A 23,304-nucleotide genomic window follows, 5' to 3' on the forward strand; every position below is an offset into this window, starting at 1 on the left:
TTTTTTCGCCATTGTTTACCTAAATGAAAACGTCAATTCGGAGCATACTAATTTTTGAGGCAGCACTTGCTGTTTCAATCGAAGCTCAAACATTGGAGGGATTCGAATGGGTAAACGAAACAAATCAAAACGCTTTGTCCAGCAAGGAAAAGATACGGTCTCTAAGCATGCCGAACGTATCCCCTATCACATGACCTATGCTGAAGCGGAAGCTCAGAAAATGTCCAATGTGCAAGACTCCTCGCTGGGAGGAATATAAAAATGGGTAACCAATTATTCCAGGAAGCACGAAGATTTGTGGAGATGGCGAAGTCTGCCAGCCCTGCTGAACGTGATTCGGCTGTGGAAAAAGCCAAAAATGCTTTAAGTTCCGCATTTGCTAATTCTACATTTGCCGAACAACGTCAGCTCCAACAAATGCAAAATGAGCTTGAGCAATAAGAAAAAGGAAAGCGCCTGGCGCTTTCCTTTTTCTTTCCTACTGATAAAATTTTTCTAAAATAACTGGGAAGGAATGGGTTATTTTATTTTCATGGTCTCGTTCATATAAAAATAAAATGAAGGAACCATGCTCAGGAAGCTTTGTTTCAGAAATTTGAACTTGAATCGTAAACGGTTTCCACTCTTCTGTTTTCCGTCCCATACTTATTTGTGTTTCTTTAACAAACTCCCTGTGTCCATCTTCCACTGTATAATAAAAATTCCCTTTTGATGGTTTTGTTTCACCCATTATTTTGTATTTCCCTCGGTTTCCTTCCACCTTCACATGTCGGAAGACTGGATTCTCTTCAGGGATAATCATTTTTTTATGAATCGTTAATTTCTCTCTATTTGATATAGGTTTGTCATTCAAATTTACAGGTTTTAATGTGATTTGAGCATTGTATTCACCAGCAGGAGCCCTTTTTCCGTCCACCATATAATCCCAGACAGCAATTCTTTTATAAGAGGTTTTTGGCTCAATCTTTATTGTTTGAAAGGCCTGTAAAAAATAGCGTCCTTTGGAATAGCGATATACTTCATTGCCGCTTTTATCTGTGACGATAATGTCAAAAAGTTGAGAAGTTGGGAATTCCAAGTTAAGCGGTATTTCTCCTTCATTCTTAAGAAGAAATTCAAATTCCACAGCTTCCGGCCCTGCTGAAGGGACTACATTAAATGTAAACGCAGAATCACTTACATTCCTCTCGATTCCATTTGCAAACGTATTCGTATGAAAAGAAAAAAATAGTAGAAAGATACAAAGTAGATTTTTCATAATGCCTCCTGTTAATCTTTTCGAAAGAAACCGTAAATTCCCGCTGTTTCAATGATATTTGTAAATGCTTTTGGGTCTACCTCTTTAATAATTCTTTCTAAATCAAAAAGCTCATAGCGAGTAATCACAATCATCAACATATCTCGGGGTTCATTAGAAAAAGCCCCCTTTGCCGGAACCATTGTGATCCCTCTAACCAGTTTGTTTTGAATTTCCTTTTTTAATTCATCCGCTTTTTTTGTAATAATCATCGCAGTCAGCTTTTCATGTCGTGTGTGAATGGCATCAATAATCCTTGTGGACGTGTACAAGGTCACTAGTGTATAAAGGGCTTTTTCCCAGCCGTAAAGAAGCCCGGCAGTTGCAATGATAAATCCATTTAAAATAAACATATACGTCCCAACCGGCTTGTCTTTCATCCTTGAGAGAACCATTGCAATGATATCCAATCCACCTGTTGATGCTCCCCATTTTAAAGTGATTCCCACCCCAACAGCCAAAATTACACCGCCAAACACGGCATTTAACAAGATGTCATGAGAGACCTTAGTAATAGGGATAATGGATAAGAATAAAGAAGAAAGAACTACACTGAGAAAGCTGTAAATGGTAAATGACTTTCCTACCTTCATCCAACCAAGAATTGCAACAGGAATATTTAACACTAGCAATAAAAATCCCATTGAGACATGTAGCGGTGTATGGTCACTTAACACTCTTGAAAGCAATTGGGCAATCCCTGTAAAGCCACTGGAATAGACATTGGCAGGAATTAAAAATAAGTTCATTGCAATCGCATTCAATAAAGCTCCCGCCACGACGATTACTATTTTTTTCGTTTGCAGCCAAAGCATTTCATCATCCCTTCATTTGTAAAATTCAATGTTCTGATTGTGCAGTTCTTTCCATTTCTGAATTGTATTTTAAGCCTTAAACCGATAAACTAAAGTTAACCATATTAGCTTGAAAGCAGGTGAGCTTCATGCCGATAAAGATTCTGGCGGATAGCGCATGTGATTTACCTCTCGGTTTTTATTCTGAAAGCAATGTAACACTGATTCCGCTAAAGGTTCACGTAAATGGTCAGGAGTATGAGGATGTAAAAACCATTGATCCTAAAACTGTTTATGATGCCATTCGAAACGGAAGTGTACCGAAAACATCCCAAGCATCTCCTCTATTATTTGAGCAGATCTTTACAAACATGGCTGAAAATAATGAAGTTGGAATTTATATAGCCTTTTCCTCACAGCTATCTGGAACCTATTCAACCGCTGTTATGATTCTTGACCAAGTCAAGGAAAAATATCCAAATTTTGATTTAACAATTATTGATACGAAATGTGCCTCTCTTGGACAAGGACTTATTGTGATGGAAGCGGCAAGGCTTTCATCGAAAAATGTTCCGAAAGAAGAAATTTTGAAGGATGTTATTTTTAGAAGTCAGCATATGGAGCACCTTTTCACCGTCGAAGACTTAGACTATTTAGCAAAAGGTGGCAGGGTTTCGAAAGCATCTGCCTTTCTCGGAGGATTACTAAATATTAAACCGGTTTTAAATGTAGAGGACGGAAAATTAGTTCCGATTGAAAAAATACGCGGAAAAAAGAAAGTGTTGCGCCGTTTAATTGAATTGATGAAGGAGCGCGGTTCCGATATTCAGGAGCAAGTCGTTGGAATCAGTCATGCTGACAATGAAGAAACAGCCTTGGAAATGAAATCAATGATTGAAGAGGAACTACATCCCAAAGCGGTATATATTTCTTCCATTGGCTCAGCAATCGGTTCCCATACCGGTGCCGGAACCATTTCGATTTTCTTCTTAAATCAATTGCCATAGTGGCTTTTGCCTCACTTAGGCTGTCGAACTTTCGATAGCCTATTATTTCTTCATTCTCTTCAATAATTTACAGCAATAATTTATTAAAGCATTAATAATATAAAGTCTGTCAACAGGTCAGTTGATTTACGCTCCAGGCACTTCGCTCCAATCAACAGGTGCATTCAATAAAGTCTACAACTCCAATAAATAATAAAATAAGTTGTAATTCTAATGCTTAGCCAAAAGAGTCTAGGAAGAGCATTTGAATTTGATTCTATTGATGAATTATTACTGGGCTGCCACCATCTTCACCAGATTGACAAAAATATAGATTTTCCTTTCTCCTAGAAGAGCTTTCCCCTTTTATCGCGAGGTTAAATGGATGCCCCTTTGATCTCCTTATTCACTTTAAAATGTTGTTTATAGAGTATCTTTTTGGTATTCATTCCAAAAGGCATTTAGAAAGAGAAAATGAACGTTGCCTTCAATTGGTTTTGAAATCCCATAATTTAGTTCCGCATCATTTTAAGATTAATTAAAATCGTCACACGGTTTTAAAGATACTGATGGTTCAAGATATTTTAGATGAAATTATTTTCCAATCAATGAATCACAAATGGTTTGGAGGCGAGATTTATTTACGGATACATCTCATGTAAAGAGAAACGCCAATAAGCATATTTTTACAAAGGAAGAGGTGAAGTATAGGCTCACGAATATTATGAGGAATTAAATAAAGCTATTCAAGAAGATAGAATAAAAAACTGGAAAGAATCCTTTAAATGAAAGGGAGAAAGTGAAAGAGACTCAAGAAATTCGGTTTAGTAAATAAGACCATAAATGAAGATTCATGTCCCGTAAAAAATAGCAGGAAATGTTCTGTTAACTAGACCACTGGACTACAACCAGAATTTAAAAGGTGTGTGGCAATTATTAGGTTGATTTGCTCCCTGTTGATTGGAGCGGAAGGTGCGAAGACTCCTGCGGGAGTACGGGGCAGGGGAGACCCCGCAGGCGCCAAAGCGCCGAGGAGGCTCCCCGGCACGCCCGCGGAAAGCGAAGCACCTGGAGCGGAAATCAACAGGCCCTATAGCATAGACAATCATTTTAAAAAATCAGTATTTTAGATTTAATAAAAATTGCCAAGAAAAATAACATTTCTTGACAATTCGAGTGAGACTTTTGGTTGTCTAGCTCTAGCGTCTGGGGGCTCTGGACATAAGCCCTTGGTAAAGACGCTTTCACTTTTCTTATTTATGGTCTGTTTTCTTCGAGTATTGATTTTTCCCTGCTTGGCGATTTTTTTCGCGCATCATGTTTTTTTCGTGTCTTAAGGCATTATTGTCCTGTGCTTTTTTATCATTATCTGATGTATGAGGCAAATTCAAAACTCCTTTCCTTCATGTTCAATCATTAGTGTAAGCATTTCGAAAAGGAGTATGTAATAACTTGCTAATCTTTTTTTACATAGGTCCAGCCATTTTCCTGATAAACCTTGCCTTCTTTCATCAGCTTTCCGAGAGCACGTTTAAAGGAACCTTTGCTTAGACCAAATCGTTCTTTAATATCCTCAGGCATACTCTTGTCCCCGTATGGCATGGCACCATTTCTGCTCATTAAATATTCATAAATTATTTCTCCATCCTGATCCAGTGATTCCTCTTTTCTAGCAAGCAGTGAGATATTAACCGTCCCATCTTCTTTTATATCAATGATTCTGCCTTCAATTTTTTGTCCAAGACGGGGTTCTTGCTGTCTTTGTGACTCATGAATAAAACCTTTAAAGCCCTCAATTGTATAAACCCAGCTGCCGACTTTTGCCGTACGGTAAATATGGCCCTGGACATTTTTATTGAATGCCTGTCTCGTTGCCTTGACGGAAATCGATTGAATGATCTGGTCACTGGCAAGCTTTGCGTACAAAAGATAATTACGATTTACCCTCAATGTAATGTAAACCATATCACCAGGCTTCGGCCAGACGGATTTATGGGCTGGGAGATCGTCTGCACCTAATAAAAGGTCCTTTTGCAGACCAATATCTAAAAAGACTCCAATTCCCGGATTAAAATCTGTTACCTTGACCCAGCCATACCCGCCAACAGAAATTTCCGGAATCTTTGTTGAAGCAATCATCCTACCCTGCGAATCATGGAAAAGAAAGACCTCTAAGCGCTCCCCTTCTTCATATTCACGCTCGGCTTCATTTATATGTAACAAGACATCCTCATTTCCATCTGTTAAAAAATAGCCAAATGGCGCTTTTCGTGCCACTTCCAAACTGGTAGTGTGGCCAATCAATTCTTTTAATGACATGTTTATTCCCCTTTTCTTTCCTTTGGAGATAGTTGTTTGAACTGCTATATTTTACTATAATGTACCCATAAAGGGAAACCATGCAAAAATTGGCGAAATGATAAACAGGAGGATTTTGTTATGTCTAAAGACAGTTCGTTTGATATTGTATCCAAAGTAGACTTTTCTGAGGTAACAAACGCAATCACCCAAACAATGAAAGAAATTTCAACCCGTTACGATTTTAAAGGCAGTAAAAGTGAGGTATCTCTTGATAAAGAAGAGCTTGTCCTTATTTCCGATGACGAATATAAGTTAGACCAATTGAAGGATGTCCTGTTAAGCAAACTGATTAAACGAGGGATTCCGATCAGAAATCTTGATTATGGTAAGATTGAAAAAGCTTCCGGAGGAACCGTAAGGCAAAGGGCGAAACTTGTTCAAGGAATTGATAAAGAAAATGCCAAAAAAATAAACACAATCATTAAAAATAGCGGTGTTAAAGTCAAAAGCCAGGTGCAGGACGACCAGGTACGTGTCAGCGGCAAGAACCGGGATGATCTCCAAAAAATCATTTCATTAGTTCGAGAAGCAGACCTTACTGTTGATGTTCAGTTTATTAATTATCGATAGACAACGTGGGAAATGGTTGAAAAACCTTTTCCCTTTTTTCATATTCTTAGGTTTTTATCGAAGACTAACAGGTGTAATTAACACTTGGAGGTAACAATATGAGCAGCCAAAAGCAACCAAAAGCAATTTTTCCGCCACAGCACCAAAATCATCAGCCTGGCGTGGAAAGTGAAATGAATCCTCGACCCATTTCGATTGATGCAAATTATAAATCCAGCGGAAAATTATCTGGAAAAACGGCGATTATTACCGGTGGTGACAGCGGGATTGGTAAATCAGTGGCCATTTATTTTGCCAAAGAAGGCGCGGATGTAGCCATTGTCTATTTAGAAGAACATCAAGATGCGGAAGAAACAAAACAGTTAATTGAAGAAGAAGGAAGACGCTGCCTGCTCTTTTCCGGCGATATTGGCAGTGAAGACTATTGTAAGGATGTCGTGAACAAAACCATCGAAGAATTTGGAAAGATTGACATACTCGTAAACAATGCAGCGGAACAGCATCCGCAAAAAAGCTTATTGAATATTACAGCGGCCCAGCTTGAAAAAACATTTCGTACCAATATTTTTTCCTATTTTCATATGTCAAAAATGGTCCTGCCACATTTAAAAAAAGGAGCATCGATTATTAATACAGCATCCATTACTGCCTACAAGGGAAATGAACAGTTGCTGGATTACTCTGCCACAAAAGGAGCAATTGTTTCTTTCACTCGCTCGCTTGCCCTATCGCTTGCATCGCAGGGAATAAGAGTGAACGGGGTTGCACCAGGCCCAATATGGACCCCGCTCATACCCTCTACCTTTACAGATGATCAAGTAGCCGTATTCGGATCGACCACTCCATTAGGAAGAGCAGGGCAGCCGCATGAGCTTGCTCCAAGCTATGTTTTTTTAGCATCCGATGATTCTTCCTATATTAGCGGCCAAATGTTCCATGTAAACGGCGGGGAGATTATTAATGGATAAATAGAAAAGCTCCAGCGCCTTGATCAGACGCACTTGCGCTAGACAAAGAACGCACCGGAAGCATATCACGCTTTCCGGTGCGTTCTTTTAATTCATATTTCTTTTACTTCTCCTGATGACCAAAAACAAAAATAAACAGGCCAAAATGATCACAATCATAATGGCTGAAACAAACGGAATATTCATCCCTGTTTTATCCGCCAACACATAAATTTCAGAGTAATCCCGGTCGAGAATAATCGTATATCGATCGCCTTCACTCTTTACCGTATCACCGTTAAGTAAACCGCGAAGCTCTTTTCCCGCTTGTAATTGCTTCCCCTTTAACGTGATACTTTGTGATTTTCTCGTATTATTAATTGCAATGACCGAGGTTTCACCTTTATATTCGCGCTTATAAATAACCATGCCATTTTTTTCATATAATACTTCAAGGTTCCCTCTTGTTAAAGATGGAAGTTGATTTCTAAGCTCTCCGATTTTTGTGGTAAAATCAATTAAATCTTTTTCTGCTCTGAAGCTCATCTGCCGGCGATTATCCGGAATATCACCGCCATTCAAAGCAATTTCCGTTCCATAATAAATTACAGGTATTCCTGGAATCGTATATAAATAGGTCAACGCCGTCTTCCAACGGGAACCAGGGAACTGTCTATTTTTTACAATTTCTTGTGTGAATCTTGTTGTATATTCATTATCGAAATAATTTACCATGTTGGCTGACGTATCAAATGGTTTTTTTCCGTTGGCCAATTCAGAAAAAACAGGTTGAATCGATTGGTTAGTATTGGCAAAGGCGTTCCTTAAATCCGCACTAACGGGCCCATTAAAAAGACCATCAATCCCGGCCTTTTCATACTCTAGTCCATTGGTTGGTGATTTTACTGCCGGTATTCCCATTAGAAAAAAGTTTTGCTTCACACCTTTAACTGAAGTTGAAAAATCATGCCAAAAGCTGACAGGCACCATGTTTACTTCGGGTAAACTATATCCATCAATATCTGTTTTCTGAATCCACCATTTAGCTGCCTTTATTAAATAGTTTTTTACCTTAGGGTTATCCTGATTCAGGTCCGGCAACCCATCGGCCCAGCCATTTTCAACCTCTTGAGCGTTGTTCCAGTCCTTTATATCCCGTTTTTTATGAAACCAATCCTGCTTATTTGGATCAGTCACCCACATATGATTTGCCGCAACATTGTTTACAGGAAAATCAATTAATACTTTCATTTTGCGTTTATGAGCTTCGTTAACCAGCTTTTGAAACGTCTTAATCGAGCCAAAATGCTCGTCCGTTTTATAAAAGTCTTTCACCCAAAAGCCATGATATCCTTTGTCGGCATTATCAAAAATCGGATTGAGTCGAATAGCGGTAAAACCCATATCATGTATGTAGTCAAGTTTATCGATGATTCCTTGAAAATCGCCGCCGTTATAGACATTTGGATCTTTCGTATTTACATCGTTATTAATACTTGTGTCTCCATCATTAAAGCGATCCACCATAATTGAATAGATGGACTCATCCTGCCATAACCGCTTATCTTTTTTAACTGCAGCATTTGCAGGAACGGAAGACAGCAGAAAAACTGAAATTAAAATGAGTATGATTCTTTTCATATATTGTTCCTCCCTTAAAAAGGGAAGAGGCTCTCCCTCTTCCCTAAACCCATTTTAATCGAATAATGGTTTGAAATCCAAATTTTAACTCAATTTACTATGTTAATATTATAGTCCTTAAACCATGTGTGTAATTGAACAAAATAGGCTAACAGCTGCGGTCCTGTCATCAGCTGACCAAACCATGGTTCTTTAAAAGATTCTCCCCCGGAATCAACAATACTTTGTAATGAGGTCTTATCAAAAAATTCATGGAGAGCTGATGATTTATCCTTTAAAATCTCTACCAAACGTTTTTGGATCATAGCGGTATATTCCGGATTATGTGTTTTTGGATAAGGACTTTTCTTCCGATAAAGAACTTCTTCGGGTAATATCCCTTCAAATGCCTTACGAAGAATCCCTTTTTCTCTTCCTCGGTACATCTTAACATCCCATGGAATATTCCAGACATATTCAACAAGACGATGGTCGGCAAAAGGAACTCTGACCTCAAGGCTGGCCCCCATACTCATTCGATCCTTGCGGTCAAGCAAGGTGGTCATGAACCAAGTCATATTGATATAAAATAGTTCCCGCCTTTTCGACTCTTCCAAGCTTTCTCCCGGTAATCTCGGTGTTTCCTTCACTGCTTGCTGATACTTTTCCATCACATATTCTGATAGCTTTAATTTTTCCCGCCAGTCTTGGCTCAATAAATTTTCCCGTTCAAAAACGGAACGCATCCATGGAAACCCGGCACGTTCAAGGTCTTGTTTCCGATGAAACCAAGGGTAGCCGCCAAAAATTTCATCTGCACATTCGCCTGAAAGACTAACGACGAAGTCCTTTTTGATTTCCTTGCAGAACCAAAGTAAGGAGGAGTCCACATCTGCCATTCCTGGGCAGTCTCTGACATGAACAGCTTCGATAAGAGCGTCTGCGAGTTTTTTCTGCGATATTGTTTTGTTATGATGTAAGGTATTAAATCGATCTGTAACCATTTTAATATATCGGCTGTCTGCATCCGGCTGGAATTCATTAGCTGCAAAATGGAGATCATTACCCTCATAGTCAATTGAGTACGTATGGAGCTGCCCTTTCCCTTGGTCTTGAAAGCCTTTTGCAGCAATCGCAGTTATGATGCTTGAGTCAAGTCCGCCTGATAAAAATGTTGATAAAGGAACATCTGAAACAAGTTGTCTCGTCACTGCATCTGTCACTAGAAAACGTACCTTTTCTGCTGTTTCCTCCACCGAATCTTTATGTTCTTCACTTTTCACGTTCCAATAACGCCAAGTTTTTAGGCCATTTTTTGAAAAGGTCAATGCATGTGCCGGCCGTAGCTCTTTCATTCCCTTAAAAATCCCTGAACCTGGTGACCTTGATGGTCCTGTACCAAGAATCTCGGCCAGCCCTTCACGGTCGAGTTCTGTTTTGATTTCGGGGTGCGTGAGGATTGCTTTTAATTCTGATGCAAAAAGTAACCCTTTTTTGTGTTCCGTGAAAAAGAGCGGTTTTACCCCTAATCTGTCACGTCCAATAAAAAGCTGTTCCCTTTTACTGTCCCAAACAGCAAACGCATAAATTCCGTTTAAATAATTTACGCACTCCTCCGCCCATTCTATATAGGCTGTTAACAGAACTTCTGTATCAGAATGACCCCTAAAAGAATATCCTTTAGTAAGGAGAATTTTACGTAGATCTTCTGTATTGTATAATTCTCCGTTGTAGCAAATGGTGTACACAATGCCTTCTTTTTGTTTTGACATTGGCTGTCTTCCCCCTTCTGGGTCGACAACAATGAGTCTCTTATGTCCAAAACCAACATGTGTATTTGTCCAGATGTTCGTTTCATCAGGGCCTCTTTTTGCAAGTGTATTGGCCATTTTTGCTATTGTTTCTGTTTCATTTTTTAATAATTTTTCAAAATCTACCCATCCAGATATCCCGCACACGGTAGTTGGCTCCTTTCTACTACTAAAACTCCAAATTTCAATTTCATGTTGTAGTGTATTCAGCCCAAAGCAATTGGTTAATTGTCCAAATAAAATGGTATACCAAGTTATAAATTTGCAAGAAGATGTCAACAAAGAAGATGAAAGCATTTGGCACGGAGGTTAAACATGAATCGACAGCAGCGAAATAAACTTTATGATAATCAACAGAGAGCTTTTAATGAGGGAACTGTTGAACAAATTAATGATCAATGGATCTTTTTTGATGAGGAAACAGAAGAAGCAAATATGATTGATGATTTTCTCCAGCAAGAAATAGAAATCTTTCGGATGAACCGCTGGAGGAGAGGAATTTTATTTGAGTCAGGAAAAATCCGTTTGGGAAACGAAGTCATTATGCTTCGCGACCATGATCAGGTAAGAATTAAGAAGCATTTGGTGTATTCCCTGGAGAGATTACTTGAAGGGATTAATGATGATGCCTTTTTTCAATTTGTCACTACCCTAAACTCATTAGGTTTTTCTATTTATGATTGTATCTATTGCTATAACCATTTATCTTTCCTATCAGAGGAACAGCGAAAGGATGGGGTAAATTTTATTGTTTTTGATAATCAGGAACAAATTTGCAATGTGCAGCACCATTTTTTCTATTTTGAAAAGGTCAATGATCGATTTGAATTTACATTGAATACAGGGAAAAGGTTAATCATTGAGAAAATGATTTCATAAAAAAAACTGCCGATAATGGCAGCTTTTTTATGGGGTAAGGAAAGACATTGGCAGTACGGCAAATCCTAGGTATAAAGCAAGGGCGAAAGCAACCACAAACTGAATCCAAAAAACGGAGGTCCTTCGATCGTTTTTAACGCGAGATAAAATCATTTCAAAGGTTCCGATTACCCATAAGCCAGCAACTGCTTTTAAAATATATTTCCAGTCAATATTAGATACCTGCGAGAGCAAACCAACACCCGTAGCAATAATCAAAAGGTAAAATAATCTTAAAATCATTTGGACAATTTTCGCACCTTTTGTTTTGCCGCTTTTATTTAAAGAAAGCGCAACAAAAAATAAAATAAGTGCTACAATCCATGTCGTAATATGTGCGTGAATCATTTCATTTTGCCTCCTTATGTATAGTCCAAACTATCATATCACAGGCAAAATAAAAATACTAAAAAATAAGGCTTAAATGATGACAATTGTTAACTAAATAAAGAAGGCGGCATGGATATACCTGTTGCTTCAAGCTCCTTATAAAACTTCGGCCTCACGCCAGTTGCTACCAAACGACCGATAATTTTCCCTTCCCGATTGATCCCTTCTTGTTTAAAGGTAAAAATCTCCTGTAATAAGATTCTATCTCCTTCCACCCCTAAAACCTCTGCTATACTGATTATTTTTCTAGATCCATCCGTTAAACGGGTCTGATGAATAATCACATCAATTGCTTTTGCGATTAGGTTTCGAGTAGCCCTTGCCTCTAAATCCACCCTTGCTATATGCACCATCGTTTCCAAACGGGTAATCATATCCCTTGGGCAATTGGAATGTCCTGCGGCCAGAGCCCCCGTGTTACCTGTATTCAGAGCTTGAAGTAAATCAAATGCTTCCTCAGCACGAATCTCATCAATCACAATATGGTCAGTCGCTACCTTTTCTTCTTCCTCAATAGCTATCAAGCGTTCACCATTCGGAATAAAATTCTTTAGAGCACTGATAGTAGTCGATTTACCGGAACCTGTCCCACCGCTAAGAAACAGATTGAGCCTAGCCTTTACGCATGCATTCAGGAAAACTGCAATATCCTCTGTTACTGTACCAAAGCTAATTAATTCATTCATTTTATAAGATTCCTTCGAAATCTTTCGAATCGTAATAGCCGGTCCATTAAATGCTAATGGGGGAATGATTGCATTCACATGTGACCCATCCGGAAGCGTAGCATCCACCATTGGTGAACTCTCGTTAATTCTTCGCCCAAGCGGGGCAATCATTTTTTCAATTAATCTTATAACATGTTTATTATCATGAAATTGGATGGGTGTTAAGATCAGTTTCCCTTTCCGTTCGCAGTAAACCTGATTTGGTCCATTTACCATTACTTCCGAAACGTCCTTATCAAAAAGAAGTTGCTTAATCTGGCAGTACTCCGCAAAATCGAATAGTAATTCTTGATTACAATTTACTTTATTATTCACATGATTGGGAGAGGATGAGTTTAGTTTAACAAAAGATGCCTTTTTAGCTGCCTCACCGCCACTTTGGTTTCTTTTATTTTGATTGATTAAACCCATTCATACACCCTGCCTTTCCCAAAAAAATAACCCCGCCTTTATCTAAAGGGGGGTTGTAGACACAATAATCTTTAGAACATAGAATGTCTATGCTTTCTAAAAATATTTGTGATAAAACACCCTGATCCTTCGGTAACTGGCAGGCGTAGTGCGTTGCACCTTAGCCCCTATAGCTTTGCGTCACTGATTTTCACCAGTTTTGCCTTTATCGAGTTCAGTGTCTTTATAATTTCGACTGATCTCTTAATCCCATCATAGAACGTTTTTTTCTAGGAGAATACCCTACCTTTTTCTTATTTACTCCTAAAATCGATAGTTCTTTTGAACTATTTTTCTTTTTTATCCCGTAAATATTAATCATAATTATAGGTAAATGGACTTTCGTACTATATCGCTAGAGAAAAATCCTCCTGCCTGGAAATCAGCAAGAGGATTTTGAACCTATATTTGGAGGCTTTATTATTCGTCGATATCCGGACTGTTAACCATGATTCCGGCAACTTGTGTCAAACGGTCATAAAAGGCTAATCCCGCCGGATTTTGATCAAGACCAATTTCCTGAAATGCTTCCCACATACAATGCAGCCAAGCCCTTGCCCTTTTAGGTGTCACTTCAAAGGGCAGATGTCGATCGCGCATCGCCGGTGGTCCAAATTCCTGGCTGTAAAGCGCAGGTCCGCCTAAGAACTGTGGCAAAAACATACGCTGTTTTCTCATAATTTCTTTCATATCGCCCTCAAATAAAGGCCTTAATTCTTTATCAGCATATACACGTGGATAAAAGGCATTGACAAGCTGGTCGATTGTTTCTTGCCCGCCGATTTCATTATAAAGCGTCTTAAATTGATAATTCATTTTCTTCACCCACTTTAATTTTTCCTATTTTTATTATTATAAACTTAAAATAGGAATAGCTTTGTGATACATATCACACCAAAATGACTTGTACTATTTTAGCATCCACTTTTTTTGGGCGAATGAATCACATTATATCCGCCTATACATATGATAAGTAAAGAAACCTATAACAAAGGGTGTTGATTATGCCAGCGATTGTTGGAGTTGCTCAGGTTATTACACTGGGGAACAGTTCAGTTTTCCACATTGGAGATGTTTATAAAATTATGCCTTTTGCCGCTGCAAAAACATTCTCTGGAGCAGGTTCTTTTAACACTGGGGAACGTTTAAACGTCCATAACAATTTAAGCTCCACTAATACAACGGATCCAGACATGATTGATCAAGCGAATGCCTTTAATATGTAATGAATGGGTGATCTAGAATGAATTTTTACATCCAGCAGTCCATTCAAATTAATTTTATCAAAATTGGCGGGATTACCAATTCCTCTGTCCTGCAAATTGGCAGTGCCGGTATTATTAAACCGGCAGCTTATTTGTATAATACTGGTGGGTTTACAGGACCGGCACCGCAAGCTATCAAGCCCGGTGAAACCCCGATACCACAGTCCTCACAAATACTAGCACCAGCTGTTCCATTGCAGGCACCGGTAAGAATGGATGAATAAATTCCCCGTTATCAAAAGTAATTAGCATGTCTCGAGTCGTTCCGCATATATATTTATTTAGGGTAGGGAGACGACTAGACGGGGTGATTTTAAATGTATCAGGATTTATACCAATATCTTCAATGGTTGGTATCAAGCATTCAAACACAGGAAAAAAGGATCGCAGCATTAGAACAAGCATTGCAAAAAATGCAGAATGATCTAAAGCAAATAGGGGAAAAACCAACAATTCATGTAGGTACAATTGAATATAAATTTGATCAGTTGAAGGTTGAAACCCTTGAAGGCACGCTTTCGATTGGCCTTAATCCTAATGATTTATCCGGAATTGAAGATTTTGCGATACAAGGTCAATCATTGAATACCCCAATATCTCCAAAGGACCAAATGCAGCGGTCAATGAAAATAGAAGAGGCGATTTATCGTTATTTGGAAACAGATTTACCTCAAGTCATAGAGGATACCGAAAGACAATTAAGAATCCAGCCAAATGAGTCTTATTTAGCTTTCATAAAACAGGACATAGTCAAACAGCTTCCCAATAGAATTGAGTATCATTTAAAATCCATTCCTGTAAATGAGCAATCAGATGAAAATAAAACATTAGTGGAAAACCGGATTATAGAATTACTGAAACAGGAAATTCAGAATGGTGTTTATACCTTTTTTAATAATTTACCAGATAATGTGAAAGGAATGAATATCGAATGAACTTAGAAGTTTATAACCGCGAACTCGTTGTAGGAAACCTTCAAATTACTGGTGTTGCCAGTTCTTCCTTAGTTCTTGTGGGTGATACCCAAACAATTCAATTGGCATCAGCTTTCGACACTCCTGCTGAATCATTGATTATCGGACCATTTGTTCCGCTAGAACCGGATGTGACCCCTGGTTATGCTACAACGAACATCTAATGTTGACCAATTAAATGTAATGGTCCTATCCTACTCCTCGATCATTCAGCTTGGGGATTCCTGCATCATTAATGGATTTTCCCGCGCCATTGCTGTTCAAAGAGAAGCAGAAAGATTCTACGGAAATGAGGGGAATTTTCCAACCTATACAGTTTTTAAAAAACCTATTCCATTACCACCTATCAATGAAGCCATTTCATTTTTACCTCACAATCCAAAACCAATGATTAAAGTAAAAAAAATTGATATTATCGGTATTTCATCATCCTCGATTTTACATGTAGGAAACAGTAGAAATATTTCAATGGAGGCTAGAGTAAAACATATCCGGCAAGAACTCCCCTTTGGGCATGAACAGGATATGCCATAGCCGCATATGTTACCTTAGACATTTTTATGGTAAAGGATGTTTTTGATGCCAGCAATTATTGGCCCTGTACAAATTGTTACAGTGAGTGGAGGAATTGTTCAATTTGGTGATACAGTTTATATTTCACCAAAGAGCACTGCAAAGGCTTACGGTGGCTCCGGAGGATTTAATACAGGAGGAATCATCGTTGCGAACAATGGTATCAGCGGAACAAATGTGCTTGATACTGACCTTATTGATCAACCTATAGTTGGAAACAATTAAAAAACGACATAAACCTATGAACTGGTTTATGTCGTTTTTTAGTTTATCGCCTATTATCCAAATTTAGAATATGGGCACCATCGAAGAAAAACAAATAGCGTTCATTCACTTTTCTTTTCCAAATTTGCTCAATTGCCTTTGTATATAAATCAATTTGCACTTTATAACGTTCATGTAGGATCGGTTTTGCCTGCTCAAACCCGCCTTTATATCGGTCCGTTATTCCATCTGATTTATAATCAATCAATACAAGCCCTTGGTCATCTTCGAATATACAATCAATAATCCCTTGAACAAAGATTGATTCTGTCTCGTCTTTCCAATTCATGTATACCTCTTCAGCAGGGAGTGATATGGTAAAAGGAACTTCACGGTTAACCTCTTTAGCAGCGCACAGCCTTTTCCCCAATTCAGATGTAAAGAATTGAACAATTAACTTGGCATCGATTACCTGAGCTTGTTCAGCGGTTAATAATTCATTAACGACCATATTGTTTATTTGTGATTGGATCGAATCAACACTGACTTGTTTTGTTAAATCAATATGCTGCATTACCATGTGAAGAGCTGTACCACGCTCCGCAGGGGTCAATTGTTTTTCTTGCATAAACTTCGGCCGCTTTAAAATCGGTTTGTTAATCCTTCGAATAAGGTCGGTACCACTCTGCTCATCCGAAATTTCCCTTTGCCGTTTCATTTCTGAAACGGATTGTTTCGAACGATTTGCCACAGCATCCCGGTGGATATATTCCCATGTCAATCGATCCTGTATTTCTCCTGCATAGGGTGAATCAACCAATACAGACTTGGACAATCTTACTAAATCTAAATTGTCATCTTGCTCACCCTCATCGCCTATTTCTTGATTTTTAAGATTTTCACTCGTCAAAATGGAAATCTCCCATGCCGAAGGATGGCACATAATTTCACTGGAAGTTTGCAAGTCCTTATTTTCTGAGATCCTTAAATCTGCACAATCCTGATGCCGAACCAGTGCTGGGCCAATCCAATCCATATAACAGGGGGCAGATGCCCTTTCATAGTCCTTTAAGAGCCATTCCTGATTTGCCACCCCATCATTCCATTGATCTATTTTTTTTCCGGCATCATTTACTGTACCAAGTAAATATAGTTTTTCCTTTGCCCGCGTTAAAGCAACATACAGTACTCGCATTTCCTCCGCAAGCATTTCCATTTTCTTTTTTCGCTTAAAAGCCATTTGCGGCAAGGACGGGAAGGTAATTCTTTTTTCTACATTTACATATTTGGCAGCAAATCCATACTCCTTATCAAGCATATACGAATTTCGAATATCCGACATATTAAAATTGCGGGACATCCCTGCAACAAATACAACCGGAAATTCAAGACCTTTACTGCTATGGATGGTCATAACCCGAACAACATCTTCCTGCTCTCCAAGCGCTCTTGCCGCCCCCAGGTCATCTCCGCGTTCAATCATCCTTTCGATAAAACGCAAAAACCTGAATAACCCTCTGAAGGAGGTTTGTTCGTATTGCCGAGCCCGATCATATAAAGCGTTCAAGTTCGCCTGACGCTGTTTGCCGCCTGGTAATCCTCCTACAAAGTCATAAAAATGGGTATCTCGGTAAAGCTGCCAGATTAGTTCTGAAAGTGCTCCTTTTCTAGCTGTCGCCCGCCATTCTTTTAATAACTCAGAAAAACGACGGACTTTTTCAAAAAACACTTCGGTATTTTCGGCCTCCGTACTCCTTGAAAACGCATGAACTGCATCCCAAAAAGACCCTCTTTTTTTATGAATTCGAATTTTGGCAAGCTCTTCTTCATTTAGCCCGACAATGGGAGAACGAAGAACAGACGCCAAAGGGATATCCTGATAGGGATTGTCGATTACACGAAGCAATGACAGCATGATCGCAATTTCGGTTGCTTCAAAATAACCTGTTGATAAATTTGCATAGATGGGTATTCCCTGCTGCTTGAACTCTTCAAGAATTTGCGGCGCCCATGTCATCGACCTGAGCAAGATGACAATATCCCGATACATAAGAGGCCGGCTCGTTTTAGTTTTTGTATTGTAAACTGGCTTTCCTCCCGAGATTAATTCCTTAATTTTCGCTGCCATCACTCTTGCTTCAAGCTGTGATTTTTCTAAATCAACTGCATCAAACTCAGCCTCCGGTGTATCTCCTTCTTCCTCTGCCCCCTGCGTTCCTTTCTGCTCCTTATTTAAATCTACGAGCAATAGCTCTAACGGATAAGGATCCTCCTCAGGATAAGGGGCACCATTACGGAGTTCAGCTGCTTCATCATATTCAATTTCCCCAACCTTAATTCCCATGATTTGTTTGAATAAAAAATTCGTTCCATCTAAAACCTCTTTTCGGCTCCTGAAATTACGGGCTAGATCGATTTTAAGACCCGATAATTCTCCATCATGGCGAAAACGATTGTATTTACCTAAGAATAAATTGGGTTCCGCAAGACGAAAACGGTAGATAGACTGTTTGACATCCCCAACCATAAACAAATTGCCGTTTATTTCATTTTCATTAGCCACCAGCTTTAAGATTGTTTCCTGAACCATATTCGTATCCTGGTATTCATCAACAAAAATTTCTTTAAAATGCTTTTTATAGGCTAAAGCGGCACTTGACGGAAGAAATTCTCCTTCATCAGTAATATCCCCAGTGAGAATTCGCAGACAATTATGTTCTAAATCGGCATAATCTACGAGTCCTTTTTCCTTTTTCGCTTTCTCGAAGCGTTCTGAAAAATCGCTTACCAAATGAACAAGTGTCTCAATCAGCGGATACATTTCCTCCATATCACGCAAGAAGCTTTCAGGCTTTCTGGAAAAAAGTTCATCCTTTAAATCAGTCAGCTTTTTCTTCGCTTTGTCCCGCAGTTTTTGGGCCTTTTCGGTTAAATCTTTATTATATTCGTCCCCTTTAACTGGCTTAGCTCTGGAAAAAGACCAGGCCTGCATAGCGTTGTAAAGCGTTTGCCATGAATCTTGCTTCGCTGATATAAGCGTACCAATAACGTTTAAATCCTCTAAGAAGTTTTCTGACCTAGGGTGTGGACCGCCTGGCTGTTTTGCGATTTCCAAACAACTCATAATCATTTCCTTTGCAGCCTCCAGCTGCAATTCAATATCATAAAGAAGCGCCCTAATAAATGGTAAATTTTCAATTGTCGATATCGAAGTGACATCGTACATTTTAAGAATCGATTCCAAATACTTCTCCGGTTCCGGGTTCGAACGGGCAAAATCATAAATGGAGCGGACAATATCCATTAATGCCGCGTCGTTCCGGTCGTTTGTAAACGAATCAACCAGGGTAAAAAATGCCTCATTATTCGGCTTTCCGTATTGTTCTTCAAACAATTCATCCATGACTTCATCCCTAATTAATTGAGCTTCAGTCTCATCCGCGATCCGGAACCCTGGGTCAACATCGATTAAATAATAGTACTTGCGGATTACTTCCATACAAAAGGAGTGAAGTGTAGATATTGACGCTTTATTTAATAAACTAAGCTGTTTTCTTAAATGTCTTGATTCCGGATCATGGTCAATAGCCTTCTCTAATGCTTCACCAATACGATGGCGCATTTCTGCCGCTGAAGCATTTGTGAAGGTAACCACCAGCAATTCATCCACATCGATTGGGTCTTCTGTCGAAAGGATTTTTTGAATGATTCGCTCCACAAGGACAGCCGTTTTCCCCGAACCTGCTGCTGCTGCAACGAGTATATCCTTATTTTTCGCCATGATCGCCTTCCATTGATCTTCTGTCCAGGTTGCACCTTCCGGCATAGGCGGGATCATCAATTTACTCATTCTGAGTTACTCTCCTTTCCAATCAACTCAAGAACATCCTCTTTCGAGTGCGGAGCTAGAATCCGGTACCTGTTATCTTCAATTGCTTCGTCAAATTGACAAACTGATTTAAAGGCACAAAATGTACAGGGTGTTTTATCTTTTAGCTTATATGGTGCGATCTGAACCGCCCCATCGATAATCGAATTTCCCGTTTTTTGATAGAGATTTCGAACGTAATGCCGTAAATTCTCAAATTCATTTATGCTGGCTACTTTGGACTTTTTAGATAAATTTCCGTCCTTTTTGATTCCCGCAGAAATAATTTGTGAATCACCGGATTCAAGTGTTTGGTCCATCAAACGAATGACATTTTGATCACTCAGCATTAACCCGTTCATTTTAAACTTTTTCATAATTTCCTGTTCGATTTCATCGATGGTTAACATTTTTTTCGTACTAATAAACGGGTTGTGAACATGGAAATAAAGAACACCCGCAGGAGTCGCTTCCATTTCTACCAGCTCTTTTGAATGGGTAATAACGATATCGAGATAGGTCAGCATTTGCAATGCAAGCCCATAATAAACTTCGCCTAAATTAACATCTTTTTCACTTGATTTGTAGTCAATTACCCGCAAAAAGACACTTCCGTTTTCATCTTTTGCTTGATCCACACGGTCAATCCGGCCTGCCAACTCCATTTTCTTTCCATTTTTCAAAGAAAAACTTAATGGAGGAAGTTCTCCTTTTGAGCCAAACCCTAACTCTAAGCCAATCGGTGAAAAGCCGCTAACCTTGGCATGTTCACTTAAAACTAGCGAGGCACGGGTAATAATTTGCTCCAATTTTCTTTTAATATAATGATGGCGTTCAGAGCTCAGTAAAATTTCATTTTGCAGTTTAGGAGCTAGAGTATTAACCGCTTCCTTTGATAAAACCTCACATTGCTGCCTTGTTAAATTACTCCAAGAAATCTTTTGTTCATTTACAGTATCTGATATATGCTTTAATGCCGCATGGAATAATTCCCCTATATCAGGTGCTTCTAACCGGAAAATTTGTCGTTCCCTTAGTTTGAGACCGTGCTGGGCAAAATGAGAAAAAGCACAGCCATTGAATAATTCCATTCTCGAAACACTTGCCTGAATGGTCTCTCCGTATAATTCATCTGCTACATCCTTTGAAAGGTTTACCGTTTGGTTCGTGTAAAAAAGGCTGGATAAAACTTTTTCAGCCTGGGCTTTGCCCACGCCTTCCATATAAAAGTTATATACGTTCCACCAAAGAGGCGAAATCGGATAATTTCTCTTCATTAATTGAAGCTGAGCTGTTAAATAAGACAGTGTTGATGTTGGATTTGAAACAAAGCTGAGCTGATCTTCCTCCACCAGCTCCGCTGGGTCGTTTACAAATACATGTTCAACTAATCCTGGGAACATATCTTTTATTCTTTTAATATAAGAGGAAGGAATGAGTGCTTTTCCCTCATTATTAGCAAGCGGATAGGTAACATAAAGCAAATCTGACGGGATTGTCAGTGCTTTATAGGCTAAAAAGTTTTCATCAAGAAGGCGTGTCCTGCTGCTTGGTGCAACCTTGATACCGGCAATCATCAGCATTTCTCGGTCATCATCTGCCAGTATCCCTTCATCCGTTAGTTTTGCAGGCAATACCCCTTCATTAACACCGACCACGAATGCGACCTTGATTTCTGTTAATCTTGATTTCTCCAAGTCTCCAATTAAAACTTGGTCAATTGCCGGAGGAATAAGAGAAAAACGCAGGGAGTCAAATCCTGCTTCTAAAATAGCCGTATACGCTTTTAATGAAATCGGTTCGTCCCCTAGGATTTCTACGTATTGGTCTAAAAGGTCTATCACTGCATTCCAGACCTGTTCATGTTCCCGCATTTTAACAAGATTGCCTTGCTCCTCTTCAGCCAATTTCCACTTTTCAAGCTTTGCAGGTACCTCTAATTCTTCTAAATATAAGTAAATGGCTTCACAAAGCTTCCGTCCAGTATCTGCTTTTTTCAAACGTCTAGATAATCGTAAGATAGGGGCAGATACCATAAGTTTCAATTCATTTAATTCCTGTTCAATTTCCTTTTCAGCATCCGTTTGAACTGTCCCTAACTCCAAACCGTAGGAACGGCGGTAACTCCACCGCTCTTTTTTCGTCCACTTACTTCCTTTTATACCGTAAGCTAGGCAATAGTTTTCGAGTCGGTCCATTTTTTCACGCATTTTACCGGGATTCTCCTGAAGCGGGTAAAGCAATTCCGTTTTAATTACCCTAAATATTGGCTCATAGCGCCAATACGTTTGAATAACCTCCAGGCTGGAACGAAGGAATTCGATAAGAGGATGGTTTAACATCGTTCTTTTTTGGTCGATAAAATAAGGAATTTGATGGTCATCAAAGACTGGGACCAAAAGATCATGATAATCCCCTCCGTTACGGATCAGTAAGGCTATATCGCGGTAGCGGTACCCTTTCGTCCGGACCAATTCACGTATTTCTCTCGCAATCCCTTCTATTTCGGCTCGCCTGCTGACTGCTTGACCAATATGAATCGCAGTTGGCCCTTCAAAAGGCACAACAGGCCTCTCATCGAACATTTCCTCAAGATGGCGTAAAGAAGGATGATTCCACTTTTGTTGGTTTTTTAGCAGAATCGGCTCTTCCACCTCTATCCCTTCCGCTCTCGCCATTTCAAAAATAGTGTGACAAGCATCAGAAGACAGCCTGAATAAATCAAGTTCATCAGGTGCTCCATGAACAGATACCTGATCTGTTGTCATCGCAATGGTAACGCTCCGGCAATTCTTCATGAGTTCCTTTATGACAAGATATTCCTGTGGTGTAAAGCTGTAAAATCCATCAATATAGATTTCTGCTTCCTTTAGATATCGGGAAGATGCCACTTTTTCTGAAAGGAGGTAAAAATAGTCTTCAGAGTCAATGTATTTTCCAAAAACCTCATCTTCAAAATGTTTATAGATAATTTCCAAATCATGTAATTTATCTTGAAGTGCCTTAGCGGATTCATTGCCGAGTTTTACTGACCCTTCGATTAGTTCTTCAGGTCGAATACAATACCGCTTAAATTCAATTATCATTTGCTCTAATTGTTGAATAAAGCCTTGTTTATCTGCAGCACGCTCGAACAAAGTTAATTGTTCCTTTTGTTCTTCAATGATTTTACGAATCAGCATACTCATACCGACATTGCTTAAATGGTATCGGCTGATTCCGCCCGTTTCTTGTAAAATTCTCCATGCCAGCCGTGGAAAACTATAAACCTGGGCTCGAATCGTGCCGCCAATTTGCGGATCTCTTGCTAAATGATACTCTGATAAAAACGTCATTTGCTCGGGAACAATGTAAATAATTGGTTTACCCATTGGATATTCCATTAGGCGATCCCGTATTTCGTTTAAACACAGCGATGTTTTTCCGCTTCCAGACCGCCCGATGATCATTCTTACTGACATGTATGGACCCCCATTCCCTAATCTCTCTGTTTTTCATTTTATCATGAAATGGGCACAAACGTTTGGAATTACGTCCGTTTTATGCAA

General features: G+C 39.1%; 23 protein-coding genes and 1 riboswitch. Of the genes, 12 read left to right on the top strand and 11 right to left on the bottom strand.

Translation table 11 applies throughout. The annotated features are described in order from the left end of the window. Positions 1-106 precede the first annotated feature (106 nt). On the top strand, positions 107-259 hold the full coding sequence (locus tag ACFQZ9_RS26545) for a hypothetical protein (RefSeq protein WP_165976391.1): 153 nt from the start codon (positions 107-109) through the stop codon (positions 257-259). A gap of 2 nt (positions 260-261) precedes the next feature. Beyond that, positions 262-441: a DUF3813 domain-containing protein gene (locus ACFQZ9_RS26550; RefSeq protein ID WP_026574504.1), complete on the top strand. Its 180-nt coding sequence runs from the start codon at positions 262-264 to the stop codon at positions 439-441. Between the two features lie 37 nt (positions 442-478). On the opposite strand, the gene ACFQZ9_RS26555 is transcribed toward ACFQZ9_RS26550, so the two are convergent. After that, positions 479-1,258 carry a BsuPI-related putative proteinase inhibitor gene (locus ACFQZ9_RS26555; protein WP_498946388.1) on the bottom strand — a complete coding sequence of 260 codons (780 nt, stop codon included), beginning with the start codon at positions 1,256-1,258 and terminating at the stop codon, positions 479-481. Between the two features lie 11 nt (positions 1,259-1,269). Continuing rightward, complete coding sequence (locus tag ACFQZ9_RS26560) at positions 1,270-2,112, bottom strand: YitT family protein (protein WP_198312425.1); 843 nt, start codon at positions 2,110-2,112, stop codon at positions 1,270-1,272. Between the two features lie 128 nt (positions 2,113-2,240). On the opposite strand from ACFQZ9_RS26560, the gene ACFQZ9_RS26565 reads away from it, so the two are divergent. Continuing rightward, positions 2,241-3,098, top strand: a complete 858-nt coding sequence (locus tag ACFQZ9_RS26565; RefSeq protein ID WP_498946389.1) for a DegV family protein — start codon at positions 2,241-2,243, stop codon at positions 3,096-3,098. 1,232 nt (positions 3,099-4,330) lie between these two features. On the opposite strand, the gene ACFQZ9_RS26570 is transcribed toward ACFQZ9_RS26565, so the two are convergent. Further along, positions 4,331-4,462 carry a DUF3941 domain-containing protein gene (locus ACFQZ9_RS26570; RefSeq protein WP_081810752.1) on the bottom strand — a complete coding sequence of 44 codons (132 nt, stop codon included), beginning with the start codon at positions 4,460-4,462 and terminating at the stop codon, positions 4,331-4,333. Positions 4,463-4,532: 70 nt separating this feature from the next. Beyond that, entirely contained in the window at positions 4,533-5,396 is an 864-nt protein-coding gene (locus ACFQZ9_RS26575) for a CvfB family protein (RefSeq protein ID WP_498946391.1), read from the bottom strand. Positions 5,397-5,516: 120 nt separating this feature from the next. Here ACFQZ9_RS26575 and ACFQZ9_RS26580 point away from each other — a divergent pair, with 120 nt between their 5' ends. Both ACFQZ9_RS26580 and ACFQZ9_RS26585 read left to right on the top strand, forming a co-directional pair. Beyond that, positions 5,517-6,008, top strand: a complete 492-nt coding sequence (locus ACFQZ9_RS26580; protein WP_198312428.1) for a YajQ family cyclic di-GMP-binding protein — start codon at positions 5,517-5,519, stop codon at positions 6,006-6,008. Between the two features lie 98 nt (positions 6,009-6,106). After that, positions 6,107-6,976: a Rossmann-fold NAD(P)-binding domain-containing protein gene (locus tag ACFQZ9_RS26585; protein ID WP_498946392.1), complete on the top strand. Its 870-nt coding sequence runs from the start codon at positions 6,107-6,109 to the stop codon at positions 6,974-6,976. A gap of 87 nt (positions 6,977-7,063) precedes the next feature. Here the strand turns inward: ACFQZ9_RS26585 and ACFQZ9_RS26590 are convergent, their stop codons facing one another. Beyond that, complete coding sequence (locus tag ACFQZ9_RS26590) at positions 7,064-8,596, bottom strand: alpha-amylase family glycosyl hydrolase (RefSeq protein WP_498946393.1); 1,533 nt, start codon at positions 8,594-8,596, stop codon at positions 7,064-7,066. 89 nt (positions 8,597-8,685) lie between these two features. After that, complete coding sequence (asnB, locus tag ACFQZ9_RS26595; protein WP_498946394.1) at positions 8,686-10,533, bottom strand: asparagine synthetase B family protein; 1,848 nt, start codon at positions 10,531-10,533, stop codon at positions 8,686-8,688. 168 nt (positions 10,534-10,701) lie between these two features. Here asnB and ACFQZ9_RS26600 point away from each other — a divergent pair, with 168 nt between their 5' ends. Then, positions 10,702-11,265, top strand: coding sequence for a DUF2777 domain-containing protein (locus tag ACFQZ9_RS26600; protein ID WP_498946395.1), 564 nt, complete (start codon positions 10,702-10,704; stop codon positions 11,263-11,265). Between the two features lie 27 nt (positions 11,266-11,292). Here ACFQZ9_RS26600 and ACFQZ9_RS26605 read toward each other — a convergent pair whose 3' ends face one another. The 3 genes from ACFQZ9_RS26605 to ACFQZ9_RS26615 all read right to left on the bottom strand — a co-directional run bounded on the left by ACFQZ9_RS26605 (position 11,293) and on the right by ACFQZ9_RS26615 (position 13,688). Further along, positions 11,293-11,652, bottom strand: a complete 360-nt coding sequence (locus tag ACFQZ9_RS26605; protein WP_198312433.1) for a YisL family protein — start codon at positions 11,650-11,652, stop codon at positions 11,293-11,295. Positions 11,653-11,741: 89 nt separating this feature from the next. After that, a complete protein-coding gene (locus ACFQZ9_RS26610; RefSeq protein ID WP_498946396.1) occupies positions 11,742-12,833 on the bottom strand; it encodes a TadA family conjugal transfer-associated ATPase in 1,092 nt (363 codons plus the stop codon). Positions 12,834-12,961: 128 nt separating this feature from the next. Beyond that, positions 12,962-13,047, bottom strand: a riboswitch (cyclic di-GMP riboswitch). 245 nt (positions 13,048-13,292) lie between these two features. Beyond that, positions 13,293-13,688, bottom strand: coding sequence for a globin domain-containing protein (locus ACFQZ9_RS26615; RefSeq protein WP_498946397.1), 396 nt, complete (start codon positions 13,686-13,688; stop codon positions 13,293-13,295). A gap of 188 nt (positions 13,689-13,876) precedes the next feature. Between ACFQZ9_RS26615 and ACFQZ9_RS26620 the strand changes: the two genes are divergently transcribed. The 6 genes from ACFQZ9_RS26620 to ACFQZ9_RS26645 all read left to right on the top strand — a co-directional run bounded on the left by ACFQZ9_RS26620 (position 13,877) and on the right by ACFQZ9_RS26645 (position 15,909). Further along, positions 13,877-14,098, top strand: coding sequence for a spore germination protein (locus ACFQZ9_RS26620; protein WP_026574484.1), 222 nt, complete (start codon positions 13,877-13,879; stop codon positions 14,096-14,098). A 17-nt stretch (positions 14,099-14,115) separates the two neighbouring features. Next, positions 14,116-14,361: a spore germination protein GerPB gene (locus ACFQZ9_RS26625; protein WP_498946398.1), complete on the top strand. Its 246-nt coding sequence runs from the start codon at positions 14,116-14,118 to the stop codon at positions 14,359-14,361. A gap of 93 nt (positions 14,362-14,454) precedes the next feature. Next, positions 14,455-15,072, top strand: coding sequence for a spore germination protein GerPC (gerPC, locus tag ACFQZ9_RS26630; protein WP_498946399.1), 618 nt, complete (start codon positions 14,455-14,457; stop codon positions 15,070-15,072). After that, a complete protein-coding gene (locus ACFQZ9_RS26635; protein ID WP_498946400.1) occupies positions 15,069-15,275 on the top strand; it encodes a spore germination protein GerPD in 207 nt (68 codons plus the stop codon). The genes gerPC and ACFQZ9_RS26635 overlap by 4 nt, the downstream gene beginning before the upstream one ends. Next, positions 15,256-15,645, top strand: a complete 390-nt coding sequence (locus tag ACFQZ9_RS26640; RefSeq protein ID WP_498946401.1) for a spore germination protein GerPE — start codon at positions 15,256-15,258, stop codon at positions 15,643-15,645. Before ACFQZ9_RS26635 ends, ACFQZ9_RS26640 begins: the two co-directional genes overlap by 20 nt. 45 nt (positions 15,646-15,690) lie before the next feature. Next, positions 15,691-15,909 (top strand): spore germination protein, encoded by a 219-nt coding sequence (locus tag ACFQZ9_RS26645; protein WP_198312440.1) that lies wholly within the window; start codon positions 15,691-15,693, stop codon positions 15,907-15,909. Positions 15,910-15,952: 43 nt separating this feature from the next. Here the strand turns inward: ACFQZ9_RS26645 and addA are convergent, their stop codons facing one another. Then, positions 15,953-19,738 (bottom strand): helicase-exonuclease AddAB subunit AddA, encoded by a 3,786-nt coding sequence (addA, locus tag ACFQZ9_RS26650; RefSeq protein WP_498946402.1) that lies wholly within the window; start codon positions 19,736-19,738, stop codon positions 15,953-15,955. After that, positions 19,735-23,217 (bottom strand): helicase-exonuclease AddAB subunit AddB, encoded by a 3,483-nt coding sequence (gene addB, locus ACFQZ9_RS26655; protein ID WP_498946403.1) that lies wholly within the window; start codon positions 23,215-23,217, stop codon positions 19,735-19,737. The genes addA and addB overlap by 4 nt, the downstream gene beginning before the upstream one ends. Positions 23,218-23,304: the final 87 nt, after the last annotated feature.

This window comes from Neobacillus sp. GCM10027624, assembly GCF_042675345.1.
GTDB classification, from domain to species: Bacteria; Bacillota; Bacilli; order Bacillales; family Cytobacillaceae; genus Neobacillus; species Neobacillus cucumis_D.